This is a genomic window from Aeromonas sp. 602658, assembly GCF_049173005.1.
Taxonomy (GTDB): Bacteria; Pseudomonadota; Gammaproteobacteria; order Enterobacterales; family Aeromonadaceae; genus Aeromonas; species Aeromonas veronii_A.
The window spans coordinates 1-17,243 of record NZ_JAAKRF010000040.1 but is presented as its reverse complement, the minus strand read 5'-3'; the positions used below and the strand labels follow the sequence as shown (position 1 = coordinate 17,243).

Sequence of the window (17,243 nt, the reverse complement as noted above, 5' to 3'; positions counted from 1 at the left end):
CATCTCAAACATTTTAGAGGGTAACAAATGAAAGTCGTTCCTCATGGTCGCTCGATACAATCCATGTATGGTGAATATCGCAAGGGACTTTATATTGTAAATAGAAAATATCAAAGAAAATTAGTTTGGAGTCTTGACGACAAAAGAAAACTGATTGACAGCATTCTTAATGGTTATCCTGTCCCATTAATTCTCCTTGCGGAAAAACATAGAGTTGGCCTTAGTAAGTACTTTGAAATAATTGATGGGATGCAGAGGCTGAATGCCATTTTTAGCTTTATAGAAAATGGATTTGATATAGATGGTAAGTACTTTGATGTAAGTCAGTTTTCTACAGCTAAAAATGAACAAGCCAAAGGGGTTTTTACTCCTCAAGAAAATGTTAGTCTATTGAGCCCGGATGAGTGTTCAAAACTTCTAGATTATGATTTGGCAATCAGTGTATTCCCTGCTGAGAGTGATAATGAAGTTACCGAGGTCTTTGGTAGAATAAATTCTAAAGGCCGCCAATTAAGCGTGCAGGAACAACGCCAAGCTGGGGTTTCTAATAATGTTTCAAGTCTAGTGCGACAAATTTCATCTGAAGTGAGAGGGGACTCTTCAGATGACACATTGAATCTTTTTGATATGCCATCTATTAGTATTGATAACGATGATAGTCAACACGGATATGGCATTAGAGCTATTGATACGATCTGGTGTAACCAAGGTATTTTAACTAGAGCACAGCTACGCGATAGTGAAGATGAGCAGATAATTCTTGATTTTATTGCATCAATAGTCAACGAAGAGCCTATTTCATCTTCACGAGAGCTTTTCGATAAACTATATGATAAGGATGCAACTGAAAGTAAAGAGTTAGAAGCAAAACTTATTTCATACGGCCAAGAGAAGGTTAAACAGGAAATAATAATTACGTTTTCAACGATAAAAAGTATGATTGAAGAATTTGATTCTTCTCCAAGCTTTTTAAGGAATCATCTCCGGAGTAGAAGCAAAAATACAATTAAGACACCATTTTTCTCTCTTTTCATGGCCATGCATGACCTATTATTTAAGCATGAAAAGGAACCATCTAATATTCCAATGATTTTTGAGTCACTTAAAGGTGCGGCTGAAAAATTGAAAATGCAATCGCACTATTCTACTTCAACAGAGCGTAAGAAAAATATTAAAACCATCAAAGGCCTTATTCAGGACCATTTTGTTGATTGTAAGCATGAGAGCTTATGTTCAGGGCCTAGATTGGCAATTCAAATTGAGAATTATCTTAGCCGTTCAAAAATCGAATCTGCAAGATTTGAAACCAAACAAGGTTTCTTGCCGTTAAAAAATGGTGCTAGCAGGAAATGGAATAAAAAGTTAGAAATTGAAATGCTCAATACTTTGTGTGGTATCGCAAACTCAGGAAGTAATGGTGCATTTATTATCGGTGTCGCAGATAAGAAAGCTGATGCTGAGAGAGCTACAGTCATTGATGGAGTAAACTATTTGACTGTTGGTGAACGATATGTTGTCGGTATTGAACGTGAAGCTAAGCATTTAGGTATAAGCATTGAGGATTATACCAAGAAAATCATTGATGTAATTAGGCATTCTGAGCTTTCATCATCATTAAAAAGTAATGCCATAGCAGGCTTGGATACAGTGACATTTAAAGGCATAACAATTTTATGTATTAGTCTTCAAAAAATGGACTCGGTTTCATTTGTTGGGAAGGCTTGCTTCATTAGAAAAGGACCTGCAACGGAAGAAGCTGTTGGGCCAGAAATATTGGATGTACAAGCTAGATTTTCTCATAGTTCATAAGTTCAATCTCGTATGTTGGGCTTCGCGTGCTCAGCACCAACCTACCGGTTGTGTAGGTTGTGGCTGAGCCTAGCGAAGCCCAACGTTTACCGCGAAATCTCTTTTTCCTTTCCCTTATCCCCAGCCCTTCTCCTCCTTTTTTAATAAATGGGAGAAGGGAGCAATGCCGTTACCGCTGTCCGATTACGCTTCGCTAATCGAACTTACGAGAGGGCCAGAGTGAGGGGAGCATTCAGGTATTAGATGGTCAGCTCCAGCCGGTTGCCTTCCGGGTCGAGGAAGGTGCTCTCGTAATAGCCGTCGCCGGTCCAGCGGGGGCCGTCCAGGTGTTTCACCTCGGCGCCCTTGAGCAGCTTGAGGCGGGCGGTCATCTTGTCCACCTCCTCCACGCTGCCGAGGGAGAAGGCGAGGTGGGCCAGCCCCTGCAACGGGTGTGGCAGAGTGAGATCTGCCGGAAACAGTATGGGGGTGTGCATCAGCTCCAGGCTGGCGCCCCCTTCGAAACGCACGAAGTAAGAGCTGAACTGTTTGCTCGGGTTGTGATAGCGCTCATTGGCCTGCCCGCCAAACAGGTTGCAGTAGAATGCCTTGAGTGCCTCCAGATCCTGCGCCCAGATGGCGACGTGATGGATATGCATGGCTGGTCTCCTGTGACTCGATGCCCTTAATGCTATGCTGGGGCCTGTCCCTTCGACATGGCTGAGCCCGTCCTGATGATGTCTGAAACTGCCAACACCGAGATTATCGATGTCTCCCCCGACTGCCGCGAGCAGATCTGTTGCGACAGTCTGCTGCCGGCCCTCGCACAGGAGCAGGTGTGGCTGGCGGGCTATTCCCGTCTCAAGACCCGCTACCGCATCGCGCGCCGCTTTGCCGATATGCACTGTTTTCTGCTGACCCTGGGCGGTGAGGGGGAGGTGCAGGTGGGCGATCGCCGCGAGCGGTTGCAGGCCGGGGAGTGGGCGCTGATCCCAGCCGGGGAGCCACTCTGCTATCAGTTGAGTGAGCCGTTGAACCAGCAGGTGAATAAGGGGAGTGAGTGGGAGCTGGTGTGGCTGCTGCTGCACAAGGATTCCCCCTGGGATGCCTTCGCCAGCCACCCCCGGCTCGGTTGTACCTCCCAGCAGGCTACCGTGCTGCGCACGCTCGAGAACCTCTATGCGGAGCAGGAGCGCCATCAGGACCCGCTGCTCAGCGCCCTGCTGGTTGAGCAGCTCGGCTTTTACCTGCGCCGTCTGTTGCAAAAGGGGGAGGGGCAGCGGCGTGGCGAGCGGCTGGCGCTGCGCCTCGAATTGCTGCTCAAAGAGGCGCTGACCGAGCCGTGGGACATAGCGCGCATGGCTGGCGCCCTGCATCTCTCCGAGCGCCAGCTCTACCGGCTCTGCCAGCAGCACTTCGCGCTGGCGCCCATGGCGCTGCTGCAACGGCTGCGGCTGCAGCGGGCGGCGCTCTTGCTGGCCAGCCGGGCCGACCCGGTGAAGCTGCTGGCCGAGCAGTGCGGCTTCAAGAACGAGTACCACTTCTCCACCGCCTTCAAACGCCAGCATGGCCTGGCGCCCAGCCACTATCGCAACCTGCATCATCCTGCCTTTAAAACCGGACAAGGGTGAAATATTGAGCCACACTGGTTGCTAATGTTATTCAGACGAACCCGATGGCGGCCGATAACCGGAACAAGTAGTGGCGGTTTTCATCGATCAACGGATAGCGGACTGTGCAGCCGTCTGCCGCTATCATTTCTCAACATCAGGCTGGAATGCCCCGCGCCCCAGCGGGGCGGCAATACAAGGATGGTCTCCCATGCTGCAGGACAGCGACACGATCAGGATCTCGGATGTCAGCGAAGCCGTGGTACATGGCATTCTCGAGGTGATCAGCGATGGCATCTGGGACTGGAATGCCAACACCGGTTTCGTCTATCGCAACCCGGGCTGGTACCGGATGCTGGGCTACGAGCCCCATACTCTAGGCAACAATGTCTTCACCTGGGAGAGTGTGATCCACCCCGACGACATGGATCGGGTGATGGCGAGCTTCGATGCCTATCTGAGCGGCGCCGCCCCCGACTACCGTGTCGAGTATCGCTGCCGCAGTCGCGGCGGAGACTATATCTGGATCGAGGATTGCGGCCGCATCATAGAGCGCAATCCCGATGGGTCTGTGGCGCGGATGATCGGCGCCCATCGCAATATCCACGCCAGCAAGTTGCTGCTGGAGCAGCTGGAGCTGCGCAATCAGTCGCTGGAGCAACTGGTGGCGGAGCGCACCGCCGAGCTGGTGCGAGTCAACGAGGCACTGCAACAGAGGGTGGAGGAGAATCGTCAGCTGGCGGAGACTGATGCCCTGACCGGTGCCGCCAGCCGCTATCGGCTGGAGCGGGCGTTGCAGCTGGAGTGCGAACGGGCGCGCCGCTTTCACTTGCCTTTTACCGTGATTGCCATGGATGTGGACAACTTCAAGCAGATCAATGACAGCTATGGCCACAATATCGGGGATCAGACCCTGATCAACATAGTGGCGCTGGTGCGCGACCATATCCGCGAGATTGATCTGCTGGCTCGTTGGGGTGGCGACGAGTTTATGGTGCTGCTGCCCAATACCGGCCGTGAAGATGCGTTGGTGGTGGCGAACAAGTTTCAGGCGTTGATGGTGACGAACCCCATCTGTCCCCGCGGTGTCACCACCATGAGCTTCGGAGTGGCGGAGTATCAGCAGGGTGAGCAGAAGGAGAGTCTGATGGTGCGTGCCGATCGGGCGCTCTATCAGGCCAAGCAGCAGGGCAAGAATCAGATCTGCTGATGGCACATCAGCCAATAGAAGGGCCGCAGGCGTGAAACCTGTGGCCCTTTTGCATTGTTACTGACGCGGCGCGACTTAGAAGTGGTAGCGCAGACCCAGCTTGAGGGTATCCAGAGAGTAGTGCTCATCACCCAGGCTCAGGGCGTTGAACTGGCGCTCGTAGCCGATACCGGCAGAGAAGCTGTCGTTGAAGGCGTAGTCCAGACCTACTTCCAGATTGGGGTGTACCTTGCTCTTGGTTTCGCTGCCACTTACCTGACCGCTCATACCGAGGATGGTGGCGTTGCCGACAACTTCCAATTCTGTGCGGGTGTAGGCGATACCCGGTTTGGCATAGGCGCTGAAGCCCCAGGCCAGCGGCTGGCTCAGCTTGGCGGCCAGGCTGATGCTGCGGGTTTCGATGGTGGTGTCGGCAAAACCGGTTGCCCCCTGAGAGGTCACCCAGATCAGCTGCTCCATCTGTTGGGCGTGCAGGCCACCTTCAATGGCCAGCCAGGGGTTGAAGCTGTAACCGACGATCAGGCTGCCGCCGTCGAGCTGGTCGTCGATCACTTTGGCGTCATAGGCGCGCTGGAGGTCACCGTCGAGATCCATCTTGGAGGTGGTCAGATCCAGACCTGCATACCAGCCTTCGGCATGGGCGCCGCCATTCATGGCCAGAGCAAGCAGGGAGAAAGCGGCAATTTTATTAAACTTGTTCATGGATAAATAACCTTGTGTTGCGTGAACTGCGTGTGATTTATATTGCTCAATCCATGAATCTTTTTATATTTCCGTCATTGCTCTGCTTTCACAGAGGGGCCGCAGTATAGTCAGCACATTTCTGAATAACAAGAGAGTGATTTCCCCATTCTTCTAAATATGACTGGCTGCAAGCAGGGGCGTTTTGTTTAATAAATGGTGTTATTAGAGTTTTAGCTTTATTGAGGTTTAAATAATTAACTGGTGAGGCAAATGACAGGCTGCGAGTTCGGTTTTGATTCTATGTAATTGATTTGTATCGGCATTAAGTTTTCATTCGAGCGTAGCCGTGATGAGTTGTCTAAAAATTGGCATCTCAGATGTCACTCACAGGCGTCAGGCTCTTTTTGATGATTTTTTGAACGTCTCACAAGGTGAAACCGTGAGAAAAAAATCTATCTTTTTGCCTGTTTTTTGCTCTTTTTGAGGTTTGGGATTGTTCCTATCGAGGGTTTAGGTGGTCTTTTGAGGCTGTTTTTGCGTGGGCTATGCTACCCACCAGATACGCGAATGGGCGCTTGTGGGTGGCTTTTCTCTTCACCCGGTAGCAGTTGTTGGGGTGGGCATGGGGTGTGATAAGCAGATATGGGGCGTGCGGCCTGATTAATTTTGTTTGCTTATATATACAAGCCATTTAAAAGATAGGTTTTTGGCGTTTTAAATAACTTTATTATATTCGCTTTTATATTTAATGAAGCTTTCCAATCAAGCCATTTAAATATATTGAATGGCAATGAAACGCTATTGATGACAGTTTAGGATACCTTGCCAGAGAGGTCGTGATGGTTGGCGCATCAGTGGGCGGCGGGTGGCCTGTGACACTTCCCCTTGCCGGGGCCCTTGACCTGACCTGCGAATTCAGGGAAAAGAAAAGGGCGGTGCTATCAGCGCCGCCCAATGCCAGGAAAGAGAAAAAACCTTACGGTTTAAAAGATAAAAATTTGGAAGCAAACAATCGATTTCTCAACCAGGAAGGGTCTTGAATTCGATACGTTTCGATTATGCGCGATGTTCTATGCAGCACTAGCAAAATGTTTGCGGGTTGAAAGATATGCACTGTCTGGTGTCACATTCTGAGACCTCATCGTTCAACTGGTCTGTCCTGATGGGCGTTGTAGGCGATTTTTTCTCTAGGCTGTTTTTTCGGTGTCAATATCTGAGCCTTGAAGGTAAAAACAGGTCAGAAGCTGACTCGGCATAACCATGCAATGAAAGTGCGATAACAAGGAAGAGTGGCATGACCTACAGCCAGACCCTGGCCAACAATATTCTCGACACCCTGAAGAAGACCCTGACCGACAAGGGGATCCGCTATCAGACCCTGGCAGAAGCCATGGGTGTCTCCATCGCGACCGTGAAACGGATGATGAACAAGCCCTCGCTGCCGTTCGATACTCTGCTGGAGATCTGCCATTTGGTGGGGCTCTCGTTCGAGGAGTTGCTGGATCGCACTCAGGACGCCCAGAGCCGCCGCGCCGTCTTTACCCAGGAGCAGGATGAGGCGTTTCACAACGAGCCGGGGCTCTACGCCTTTCTCGCCAATATCTTCTGGCGCGACAAGACGCTGATCGATCTCAAGCGGGAGTACGGCCTGACCGATGCCTCCTGCTACCTCTATCTGCGCAAGCTGGAGAAGCTCGGCATTTTGCAGCTTGGTATCGACAACAGTTACCACTTCCTGATCAGCGAGCGGATCAGCTTCGAGCAGCACAGCCGTTTCGCCCGCCAGCAGGCACGGCAGGCGATGTCGGTGCTGGGGGAGTATCTGGTGGAGAACATGCACAAGTCGAACAACTATATGGCGCTCTGCCAGTTGCACCTCAACGAGGGGGAGGCGATGGCGCTGATCGACCGGATGAAGGAGTACTGGCATCAGGAGATCAAGCTCAACCGCCCCGCCATCGGCCAGCAGGAGCACGCCAAGACCTACACCATGTCGCTGCAACTGGCCGACTGCGGCTACCAGAGCTTCGACGACATGATCCCCAATATCGACAACTGATCCCGGCGGATCCTGCGGGATCCGCCATGTTGGAGTCTGGTTATTCCGTGAGTTGAACGGTATGCGATCTGCTTGCGACCGGTTGCAGCACCCGGTTATCGAGGCAGATGCGGATCGCCACTGTGCTCGACAGTGCTCTGGATATTTTCCCTAATCGGCGACCCGGGTTTGTTGCAGCTTGCCTGCGAGCGGCTGCAACGCTCGCGTATCCAGACAGATACGGATCGCATCCGGCCGCCAGTGCTCGATATCGCAATCCACCAGACCGCCCCGCTCGTCGTAATTGACCCGCACCAGCCGCAGCACCGCGCTCCCCTCCGCCAGATTGAGGGCGCGGGCGATGGCGCCGCGCGCCGCCGAGGGGGTGATCTCGAGACTCGCCCCACCCTGGCCTATGCCATAGCGCTGCTGATAGAGCTCGGTGAGGGAGCTGGCCAGCGGCGCGCTGGCGATATCGGGAAAGCGGCTCGCCAGCAGGTGGTGGCTGACATGCAGCACCGGGCGGCCGTCGATCAGCCGCTGGCGGCGGATCTCATAAAGTGGAGTGAAGGGTTCCAACCCCATCCAGCGGCACAGCTCGCTGCTGGCAAGCTCGCTGCCGTGGGCCAGCACCCGGGTTTCGGCGGTGCGTTGCTGCTCGCCGATCCACTGGTGAAAGTGGGTGTGGATGGCGGGATCGTAGGTGAGGCGGGGTGGCGCCACAAACCAGCCGCGCCGCTCGGCCCGGTAGATAAGGCCGTCTGCTTCGAGGCTGGAGAGCGCCTCCTTGATGGTGATGCGGGTGGTGGCAAAGCGCTCGCTCAGGGCCCGCTCGGCGGGTAGCTGCTGCCCGGCCCCCAACTGGCCGCTGCCGATATAGCGGCGCAGGGTCTGGCAAATCTGTTCGCACTTGGAGGAGACGCGGCCATCGGCCATGCTCTGTTCGTTCACTCTCTGCTCGCTCAATCTCGGCTCGGTCACACTCTTGTCCCTGTAGCTTATTCAGAAGGCGGGTGGCTGGCCAATCCCTTACTGGAATAGTCCAGCCTCACTCGGGTTCAGAGTTGTAACTGCTGTGGATGACAGCGCCATGACAGGGTGATTGTCATCAAACTGCCATTAAAGCGCCCCGCCACCGTCACAATTCCCCTCTAGCATCCCTCTCGAACCTTAACTGACCTAGTCCAGAGGGATGGGATGATGAAAAGCGTGATCGCAAGTGCACTGGCCCTGGTGGCCATCAGCCAACCGTTGTTTGCCACAAATAGCTATGCAGCCGAAAATATCGCGGATCTCGAAAAGGCCGCCCGTGGCGAAGGCCAGCTCCACAGCATCGGCATGCCCGACAGCTGGGCCAACTGGAAGGATACCTGGCAGCAGCTGGGCAGCATCTACGGCATCAAGCATCAGGATACCGACATGAGCTCCGCCCAGGAGATCGCCAAGTTCGCCGCCGAGAAGGCCAATGCCACCGCCGATATCGGCGACGTGGGCGGCGCCTTCGGTCCGGTGGCGGTCAAGCAGGGGGTGACCCAGCCCTACAAACCCTCCACCTGGGCCGATATTCCCAACTGGGCCAAGGACGCCGACGGTCACTGGATGCTGGCCTATACCGGCACCATCGCCTTCCTGATCAACAAGGATCTGGTCAAGGCCGCCCCCACCAGCTGGCAATCCCTGCTGGGTGGCGACTACAAGGTGACTCTGGGTGACGTGGGGGTTGCCTCCCAGGCCAACAACGGCGTGCTGGCAGCGGCCTATGCCACCGGCGGCAGCGAGAAGAATCTGAAACCTGCACTGGATCTGTTCGGCCAGCTGGCCAAGCAGGGTCGTCTCTCCCTGAACGATCCGACCATCGCCAACATCGAGAAGGGTGAGGTGGAAGTGGGTGTGCTGTGGGACTTCAACGCCCTCAACTACCGCGACCAGATCGACCCCAAGAAGTTTGATGTGGTGATCCCGAGCGACGGCTCCGTCATCGCCGGTTACACCACCATCATCAACAAGTGGGCCAAGAACCCCAACGCCGCCAAGCTGGCGCGGGAATACATCCTCTCCGACGCCGGTCAGATCAACCTGGCCCGCGGCTATGCCCGCCCGATCCGCAGCAACGTTGCGCTGCCGGATGACGTGAAGGCCAAGCTGCTGCCGGCCGAGCAGTATGCCAAGGCCAAGCCGGTGCAGGATCACGCCGCCTGGGAGCAGAGCTCCAAGGCCCTGCCGCGTCAGTGGCAAGAGAACGTCATGATCTACATGCAGTAAGGAGCGGCCAGTGCAACACAAGGTGATAGTGGTACTTGTGGATGGCCTCTCTGCCGGGGTAGCCCATGGGATGGGCTACCTCGCAGGCATGGTGGAGGCGGAGCGCGGCCTCTATACGACCCTCAGCTGCGCTCTGCCATCCCTCTCCCGGCCTCTCTACGAGTGCATCCTGACCGGCGTACCGCCGGTGGCGAGCGGCATCACCCACAACGGGGTGAGTCGCCTCAGTCTGCATGACTCCATCTTCCATCTGGCCCGCGCCGCGGGTAAACGCACCGCAGCGGCGGCCTACTACTGGGTGAGCGAGCTTTACAACAAGAGCCCCTGGCTGGCGGCCCGCGATCGCTTTACCCACGATGAGCAGCTGCCGATCCAGCACGGCTGCTTCTACTGGGATGACAACTACCCCGACAGCCATCTGCTGATAGATGGCGAATGGCTGCGCAGCCAGTACGATCCCGATTTTCTGCTGATCCACCCGATGGGGGTGGACGATGCGGGCCACAAGTTTGGCTTCGACTCCCGCCAGTACCGCAATCAGGCGCGCCGGATGGACAGCCTGCTGGCCGACCTGTTGCCCCAGTGGCTGGCGGAGGGGTATCAGGTGGTAGTCACCTCGGATCACGGCATGAACAACGACCTGAGCCACGGCGGCACCCTGCCTGAAGAGCGCACCGTACCGCTCTGGCTGTTTGGCGATGCCTTCGTCGAGCGCTGGCCTGATGGGGTGGCGATTGCCCAGACCCAGCTCTGCGCCCTGATGGCGGATCTGCTGGGGGTTTCCCACGACAAGGCGGCAGCGCCACCGCTGCTCAAGGCCGCCTTTATGCGCGAGGTGCACTGATGATGCCTGCAACCACCGAGATCCTCGTGGATCAACCCGTGGCAACCAAGCAGAAGATGCGCCGCCACTGGCTGCCCGCGCTGGTGCTGCTGCCCTTTATCCTGCTGATGATCCTGTTCCAGCTTGCCCCCATGGTGTGGGTGCTGGTGGGCAGTTTCCAGACCCCCGATGGCTGGGGCCTCGACTACTACCGGGAGATTTTGAGCTCCCCCTTCTACCTGCAATCGTTCGGCAACTCGTTGCGCATTGCCGGTATCGCCAGTCTGGCGGGGCTTGCCATCGGCACTCTGGGGGCGGCGGCGCTGCGCCACAGCGGCGAGCGGGTCAAGCGGCTGCTGCTGGCCTTTGTCACCATGACCGGCAACTTCAGCGGTGTGCCGCTGGCATTCGCCTTCATCATCATTCTCGGCATCAACGGTGCGGTGACTCTGCTGCTGAAATCCTGGGGATTGATCGACGGCTTCAACCTCTACTCGGGGTCGGGCCTTATTCTCATCTACACCTACTTCCAGATCCCGCTCGCCCTGCTGCTGCTCTACCCGGCGTTCGATGCGCTGCAGGATGAGTGGCCACAGGCTGCCGCGCTGCTCGGCGCGAGCAAGCGCCAATATGTGTGGCACGTGGCACTGCCGGTGCTGACGCCTGCGCTGCTCGGCACCCTGATCATCCTGTTTGCCAACGCGGTGGGGGCTTATGCCTCCGCCTACGCCCTCACCACCGGCAACTTCAATCTGGTGACCATCCGGGTGGCCAGTCTGGTCTCCGGCGATATCTTCCTCGAGCCCAATATGGCGGCGGCGCTGGCGGTGATCCTGATGGTGCTGCTGGGAGTGGTGACGGCCGCCAACCAGTGGCTGCTGAAAAAGAGCTATGTGAACAAGGGGCAATCCCATGCATGATTTGACGCCGCGCTGGCCCAAGTGGGTGCTGGGTGGGCTGGTCGCCACCCTGCTGCTGCCGCTGCTGGCTACCTTTCTCTACTCCATCTCCACCCGCTGGGGGGCGACCCTGCTGCCGGACGGCTTCACCCTCGACTGGTATCTCAAGCTGTGGGGCGACCCGCGTTTTCTGGCTGCATTTGGCCGCAGCCTCCTGGTCTGCTTCGCCACCCTGCTGCTGGGCACCCTGGTGCTGGTACCGACCGTGCTGGTGGTGGCCTACTACTTCCCAAAGCTGGATCCCTGGATGAACCTGCTGATCCTGCTCCCCTTCGCGGTGCCACCTGTGGTCTCGTCGGTGGGGCTGCTGCAGATCTACGCCGATGGTGTCCTGCCGATTATCGGCACGCCGTGGATCCTGATCGGTACCTGGTTCACCGTGGTGCTCCCCTTTATGTATCGGGCGCTGGCCAACAGCCTGCAAGGGGTACCGCTCAGGGATTTGATGGATGCCGCCCATCTGCTGGGGGCAAGTAGTCGGCGCGCCTTCCTGCTGGTGGTGATCCCCTGCCTGCGCAAGGGATTGCTGGCGGCGCTGTTTCTCTCTCTCTCCTTCCTGCTCGGCGAGTTCGTGTTTGCCAACATGCTGGTGGGCACCCGTTACGAGACCCTGCAGGTCTACCTCTACAACATGCGCGCCACTTCTGGCCACTTCACCAGTGCGCTGGTGATGAGCTACTTCCTGCTGACCCTGCTGCTCACCTGGGCGGCCAACAGATTTCATCGGTGATCCAAGATGTTTCATTTAGAAGTCAATCAGTTGCACAAATCCTACGGCGATACGCCGGTGTTCGAGGGGATCGAATTCGGCATTCGCAAGGGGGAGCTGGTGACCCTGCTCGGCCCCTCCGGCTGCGGCAAGTCCACCCTGCTGAGGGCGCTGGCCGGGCTCACCCCAGTGGATGGCGGTCAGGTGCGGGTGGCCGGTGAAGATATCACCTGGCAGGCGCCCCAGAAGCGGGGCATCGGCATGGTGTTCCAGAGCTATGCGCTGTTCCCCAACATGACGGTGTGGGACAACGTCGCCTTCGGCCTCAAGATGAAACCCCAGCCGGGACGGGAGCTGGCGGCTAGCGTGCAGGAGGCATTGGCGCTGGTGGAGCTGACCGGCTTCGAGCGCCGCTATCCGGCCGAGCTCTCCGGCGGTCAGCGCCAGCGGGTGGCATTGGCCCGGGCTTTGGTGGTGCAGCCGCGGATCCTCTTGCTGGACGAGCCGCTCTCGGCGCTGGACGCCCGCATCCGCCGCAGCCTGCGCCAGCAGATCCGCGAGATCCAGCAGCGCCTTGAGCTCACCACCATCTTCGTGACCCACGATCAGGAGGAGGCGCTCACCATGTCGGATCGGATCTTCCTGATGAACAAGGGATCCATCGTCCAGAGCGGTACACCGGAGGAGATCTATACCCGTCCCGCCAGCGAGTTTGTGGCGGGCTTTATCGGCAACTACAACCTGCTTGGCGCAGAGCAGGGCAAGTCGCTGTTCGGCCCCCGTTTTCAGGGCAAGCTGGCGCTGCGACCAGAGTCCATCACCCTGCTGCCCGCCGGGGCGACCAGCAGCGAGCCCAGCCTGCCCGGCATCATTCGCCAGCAACAGCTGCTCGGCAACGTGATCCGCTATCAGGTGGAGTGCGAGGCGGGGCTGTTGACGGTGGATTGCCTCAACCGCTCGGCTGGCGATCTGCTGGCCACCGGCAGTGCCGTGACTCTGGCGGTGGCCCGGGATCAACTCTGTGAGGTAGCATGAGGCCGCATTTCATTTCCATTTTCACTGCGAGGAGCGCCCATGGCACTGGCACTGTTTGATCTGGACGAGACCCTGATTGCCGGGGATTCCGCCAGCCTCTGGCTGGAGTACATGGTGGCCGAGGAGCTGGCCCCCGCCAGCATGATCGCGGAGGAGCAGGCCATGATGTCCCTCTACCATCAGGGCAAGATGGATATGCACCAGTACATGGCCTTCACCCTGCAACCGCTGGCGGGCAAGACGCGCCAGTGGCTCGACTCGCTCTCTACCCACTTTGCCGAGCAGGTGCTGCGCGAGCGCCTCTACCCCGAGGGGTTGGCGCGCATCGAATGGCATCGGGAGCGGGGCGACGATCTGGTGCTCATCTCCGCCTCCGGCGAGCATCTGGTGGCTCCCATGGCGAAGATGCTGGGGATGAATCACTGCGTCGCCATTTTGCTCGATGAGGAGGAGGGGATGCTGACCGGCCAGACCCGCGGCACTCTCAGTTTTCGCGAGGGCAAGGTGGCCCGCATCAACCAGCTGTTTGCCGGCAGGGACCACCTCTGGCAGGGGAGCTTTGGCTACAGCGACTCTCACAACGATCTGCCCATGCTGCGGGCGGTGAGCCATCCTCATGCGGTCAATCCCGCCCCTGCGCTGCGTCAGCAGGCCGGGGAGCTGGGTTGGCCGGTGTGGGAGTGGCTGCGCTGAGTCGCGTGCTCAAACAGGCTTAAAGCACGGCAAGAATAGCGACATAAACAACTGAGAGAGGCAGTTGCCTCTCCCTTGTCTCCTTCCCCCGGTTGTGCTCACCCCCCCTCCGGCCGGGGGGGGCGTCGGGTAGAATCAAGGTTAGGGGAAGGATCCTCTTCCGTCACGTCGCAGGTGCGACGCTGGGGGAAGCAGATGCGATTTTTCCCCTTCCGCTTGGCCTGATAAACCCCGCTGTCGGCCAGTTCTATCAGCCCCTTGGTCGAGAGCCCGGAGTGGCTCAAGGCCACCCCGCCGCTGAGGGTAATGGTCAGTTCCGGCTCTCGCCACTCCAGTTGAGTGACTGCAAGTCTGAAGCTTTCCAGCAGCGAGGTGGCCTCACTCATTTGCATCTCCAGGCGTAAGATCAGCACCAGCTCCTCGCCACCGTAACGACAGAGCCAGCCCCACTGGTCAAACATTTTCATGCCCAGCTTGCTCACCCGTTTGAGCACTATATCCCCTGTTTGGTGGCCAAAGGTGTCGTTGACCTGTTTGAAGTTATCGAGATCGAACATCACTACCAGGAAGGGGGCTCCGCTGCTGAGCTGTCTCTGCAGGCACTCGTCGAAGAAGCGGCGGTTGTAGAGACCGGTGAGTTTGTCCTGATTGGCTTGCTGGCGGATCTGGGCAAAGTCCTGACTGGCGGCATCCATCTCTTCATAGACCTTGGCCAGCTCCAGCATGCGGCTGCCATGATAGGCAATCCCGCCAGAGCGGCTGGTGCGGATCAGCAGGGTAATCTCCCCCAGCATGCGGCGGAAGTAGCGGGCCCAGAGCAGGGCTAGCAGCAGATAGAAAAAGCAGGCAACGGCAATCATCAGCTGCACGTTGATGGAGACGCTGTCGATCACCTGCTGCATGCTGGCGGTGGGCTCGACACTGAGCAGGAACCAGCGCTGCTCGGGGACACGGTAGTAGGAGACCATCATGCCGCTGGCATCGTCGAGGAAGAAACCTTGCGGCTGTTGCATGTGTGCCAGCCATTCAGGGTGGGTGAGCGGTTTGAATACCTGTTCGCGATCCGGGTGAGCCAGCACCAGCCCGTCATGGTTGATCAGGATCTGATAGCCCTTGCCCAGATGATGGCTCTGTTCATGCCGGTTGTTGAGCCAGTTGGCGAGCGGTGTGAGCTGGGTATCGAGGGAGAGCACCCCCACTCGCTTGCCGTCAGGGTCTTGAATTACCCGAGCCAGCGCCATGGTGAGGGTACCCAGAGTGTAGTCGTAATAGGGATCGGTCCAGACCATCCGGTTCGGGTGGCTGGCTGCCAGCAGATACCAGGGGCGAGTTCTGGGATCGAACTTCTCGTCCGCCTGCCAGGTGGGGTGGATCAGCATCTGGCGATGCTCGGTTCCTACATAGACGTAGTCGAGCTCCATCACCTCGTGATAGGCCTGCCACTGTTGCAGGTAGCGCTCGCCGTTACTGATCGCTGGGCCGCTGAAATCCTGATAATTTACCTGCTGATAAATAAGCGTAAACTGGCGTTTGAGGGTCTCCAGATAGGGTTCGAGCAGGGTATGGAGATATTGGGTGTTGCGGGCAATCAGGTTTTGTTGCTGCTCGAGGCGCAGGGTACGTTCCATATGCAGGTAGTAGATGCTGCCGAGCAACACTACGGGAATAAAGAGCAGGAGGAGGCCCAGCCGCATGCGGGTGATTAAAGACCAAGTGTGCTTGGGCTTGGCGGGGGACATGCACAGATCCTTTTCGTCTCGGGTGACACCAGCATATATGATGCTGTGCGGCTCGTCTAAAGGCAGAAAATGAGATGTTTCCGATGCTGAACCACACTCTGCTCTCAATGATTCATTATGGCAGCATAGCGGTGCTAATCCTTGCCCTCTGTGTCGAGTATCTGATCTTTCGGCGCGGCCTGAACATGCTGCGAGTGCGCCGCCTGCTGCTGGCCGATGGGGTGGCTGCGCTGGCGCTCTTCTCCATCTTTGCCACCGGGTGTCTGCTGGCCCTCGAGCATGCCAGCGCGGTGACAGAGATCTTTGCCCATCCTGCCCACGGCCTCAAGATGGGGCTGTTTCTGCTGATTGTCGGCTCCCTCGTTTATCCCAGCCGTCTCTTCTATCGCTGGCGTCGCGCCCTGCGTCTGGGCAAGGCGCCGATGATCTCCATCCAGCAGCACTTCCGGGTGGTGTGGATCCTGCGGGGTAATCTGCTATTGATTGCCCTGTTGGCCGTGTTCACCAAGCCCTCGCTGCTGTAACACTCGCGGTGCTCAAAAGCAGTGCGATGCAGCGCGTTGAGAGCAAGAGCGAAGACAAAGAGTGGAGACAAGAGGATAGGGAGGCGGGTATCTTGGATCGGATAACCCGTCACGCGCCGATTTAAGGAAGAATCGCCATGCGCTCCAATCTGATGTTGCTGATGGCTGCCACCATCTGGGGTATGGGTTTTGTCGCCCAGCGCCTCGGGATGGATCACATGGGGCCCTATACTTTCAATGGCCTGCGCTTTCTGCTCGGCGCCCTCTCCCTGCTGCCGCTGCTCTGGTGGCTCAAATCCCGACAACCTGTTGCCGTCGCGGGCGACCATCGCCAACTGCTGATCGGTGGTGTGCTGGCCGGGCTGGTGCTGTTCTGTGCCGCCTCCCTGCAGCAGGTGGGGCTGCTCTATACCACTGCCGCCAAGGCCGGTTTCATCACCGGGCTCTACATCATTCTGGTGCCGGTACTGGGGCTGCTGCTGCGCCACAAGAGCGGCCTCAATACCTGGATTGGTGCCCTGATTGCTCTGACGGGCCTCTATGTGTTGAGCGTCACCGACGAGTTCACCATCGGCTTTGGCGATCTGCTGCAGGTGGCCGGGGCACTGTTTTGGGCCGTTCACCTGCTGCTGGTGGATCACTACTCCAACCGGGTCGCTCCCATCAAGCTGGCCGGGGTGCAATTCGTGGTCTGCGGCCTGCTCAGTCTCGCCACCGCTTTTGTTATTGAAACTCCGACTGTTAGCGGTGTCGTGGCCGGTTGGCAGGCGCTGCTCTATGCCGGGCTGGTGTCGGTCGGGGTCGGTTATACCCTGCAGGTGGTGGGGCAGCGGGGTGCCCATCCGGCCCATGCCGCCATCATCCTCAGTCTGGAGACCGTCTTTGCCGCCGTGGGGGGCGTGTTGCTGTTGGGTGAGACGCTGGATGAGCGCGCCATTGCCGGTTGCGCCCTGATGCTGGCGGGGATGCTCATCTCCCAGATCAGGCTGCGCTGGTGGTGGAAGTCGCGCCGGGACAAGGTGCCTGCGACCAAGTAAACCGCGCTCGCTGCATAACAAAAACGCCCCGACAGTCGGGGCGTTTTGCATGATGGTGTCCCGTCCTGAATATGGTTTACACCTTTCCCCCCAATAAATGGAGAACCCGATGGGACAAGGTGTGAAACGGAC

Annotated in this window: 16 protein-coding genes; 12 read left to right on the top strand and 4 right to left on the bottom strand. The window is 57.4% G+C overall.

Annotated elements, in window-relative coordinates:
* Positions 1-27 precede the first annotated feature (27 nt).
* The gene (locus G5253_RS18520; protein WP_421203975.1) at positions 28-1,809 is read left to right on the top strand and encodes a DUF262 domain-containing protein; all 1,782 of its coding nucleotides are present in this window, start codon (positions 28-30) and stop codon (positions 1,807-1,809) included.
* Between the two features lie 239 nt (positions 1,810-2,048).
* Here the strand turns inward: G5253_RS18520 and G5253_RS18515 are convergent, their stop codons facing one another.
* Entirely contained in the window at positions 2,049-2,447 is a 399-nt protein-coding gene (locus G5253_RS18515) for a VOC family protein (protein WP_227341566.1), read from the bottom strand.
* A 75-nt stretch (positions 2,448-2,522) separates the two neighbouring features.
* Between G5253_RS18515 and G5253_RS18510 the strand changes: the two genes are divergently transcribed.
* Both G5253_RS18510 and G5253_RS18505 read left to right on the top strand, forming a co-directional pair.
* Positions 2,523-3,419 carry a helix-turn-helix transcriptional regulator gene (locus G5253_RS18510; protein WP_227341565.1) on the top strand — a complete coding sequence of 299 codons (897 nt, stop codon included), beginning with the start codon at positions 2,523-2,525 and terminating at the stop codon, positions 3,417-3,419.
* Positions 3,420-3,609: 190 nt separating this feature from the next.
* The gene (locus G5253_RS18505) at positions 3,610-4,608 is read left to right on the top strand and encodes a sensor domain-containing diguanylate cyclase (protein ID WP_216952682.1); all 999 of its coding nucleotides are present in this window, start codon (positions 3,610-3,612) and stop codon (positions 4,606-4,608) included.
* Between the two features lie 75 nt (positions 4,609-4,683).
* Here G5253_RS18505 and G5253_RS18500 read toward each other — a convergent pair whose 3' ends face one another.
* The gene (locus tag G5253_RS18500) at positions 4,684-5,310 is read right to left on the bottom strand and encodes a porin family protein (protein WP_421203973.1); all 627 of its coding nucleotides are present in this window, start codon (positions 5,308-5,310) and stop codon (positions 4,684-4,686) included.
* Positions 5,311-6,586: 1,276 nt separating this feature from the next.
* On the opposite strand from G5253_RS18500, the gene G5253_RS18495 reads away from it, so the two are divergent.
* Positions 6,587-7,351, top strand: coding sequence for a helix-turn-helix domain-containing protein (locus tag G5253_RS18495; RefSeq protein WP_005336490.1), 765 nt, complete (start codon positions 6,587-6,589; stop codon positions 7,349-7,351).
* A 150-nt stretch (positions 7,352-7,501) separates the two neighbouring features.
* Here G5253_RS18495 and G5253_RS18490 read toward each other — a convergent pair whose 3' ends face one another.
* Positions 7,502-8,266, bottom strand: a complete 765-nt coding sequence (locus G5253_RS18490) for a UTRA domain-containing protein (protein ID WP_088868366.1) — start codon at positions 8,264-8,266, stop codon at positions 7,502-7,504.
* A 264-nt stretch (positions 8,267-8,530) separates the two neighbouring features.
* On the opposite strand from G5253_RS18490, the gene G5253_RS18485 reads away from it, so the two are divergent.
* From G5253_RS18485 to G5253_RS18460, 6 genes are read left to right on the top strand one after another with little or no spacing between them, the layout of a single operon-like run.
* The gene (locus tag G5253_RS18485) at positions 8,531-9,592 is read left to right on the top strand and encodes an ABC transporter substrate-binding protein (RefSeq protein WP_421203971.1); all 1,062 of its coding nucleotides are present in this window, start codon (positions 8,531-8,533) and stop codon (positions 9,590-9,592) included.
* Positions 9,593-9,602: 10 nt separating this feature from the next.
* The gene (locus G5253_RS18480; RefSeq protein ID WP_323917998.1) at positions 9,603-10,436 is read left to right on the top strand and encodes an alkaline phosphatase family protein; all 834 of its coding nucleotides are present in this window, start codon (positions 9,603-9,605) and stop codon (positions 10,434-10,436) included.
* Positions 10,436-11,335, top strand: a complete 900-nt coding sequence (locus G5253_RS18475; protein WP_421203968.1) for an ABC transporter permease — start codon at positions 10,436-10,438, stop codon at positions 11,333-11,335. Before G5253_RS18480 ends, G5253_RS18475 begins: the two co-directional genes overlap by 1 nt.
* Complete coding sequence (locus G5253_RS18470) at positions 11,328-12,104, top strand: ABC transporter permease (RefSeq protein WP_005355251.1); 777 nt, start codon at positions 11,328-11,330, stop codon at positions 12,102-12,104. The genes G5253_RS18475 and G5253_RS18470 overlap by 8 nt, the downstream gene beginning before the upstream one ends.
* A 6-nt stretch (positions 12,105-12,110) precedes the next feature.
* The gene (locus G5253_RS18465) at positions 12,111-13,118 is read left to right on the top strand and encodes an ABC transporter ATP-binding protein (protein ID WP_266135477.1); all 1,008 of its coding nucleotides are present in this window, start codon (positions 12,111-12,113) and stop codon (positions 13,116-13,118) included.
* Between the two features lie 39 nt (positions 13,119-13,157).
* The gene (locus G5253_RS18460; RefSeq protein WP_266135476.1) at positions 13,158-13,811 is read left to right on the top strand and encodes an HAD family hydrolase; all 654 of its coding nucleotides are present in this window, start codon (positions 13,158-13,160) and stop codon (positions 13,809-13,811) included.
* Between the two features lie 98 nt (positions 13,812-13,909).
* Here the strand turns inward: G5253_RS18460 and G5253_RS18455 are convergent, their stop codons facing one another.
* Positions 13,910-15,550 carry a sensor domain-containing diguanylate cyclase gene (locus G5253_RS18455; RefSeq protein WP_421203965.1) on the bottom strand — a complete coding sequence of 547 codons (1,641 nt, stop codon included), beginning with the start codon at positions 15,548-15,550 and terminating at the stop codon, positions 13,910-13,912.
* Positions 15,551-15,633: 83 nt separating this feature from the next.
* On the opposite strand from G5253_RS18455, the gene G5253_RS18450 reads away from it, so the two are divergent.
* Both G5253_RS18450 and G5253_RS18445 read left to right on the top strand, forming a co-directional pair.
* Positions 15,634-16,074: a DUF2214 family protein gene (locus G5253_RS18450; protein ID WP_421203963.1), complete on the top strand. Its 441-nt coding sequence runs from the start codon at positions 15,634-15,636 to the stop codon at positions 16,072-16,074.
* Between the two features lie 137 nt (positions 16,075-16,211).
* Positions 16,212-17,111, top strand: coding sequence for a DMT family transporter (locus G5253_RS18445; RefSeq protein WP_421203961.1), 900 nt, complete (start codon positions 16,212-16,214; stop codon positions 17,109-17,111).
* The last annotated feature ends 132 nt before the right edge of the window (positions 17,112-17,243 follow it).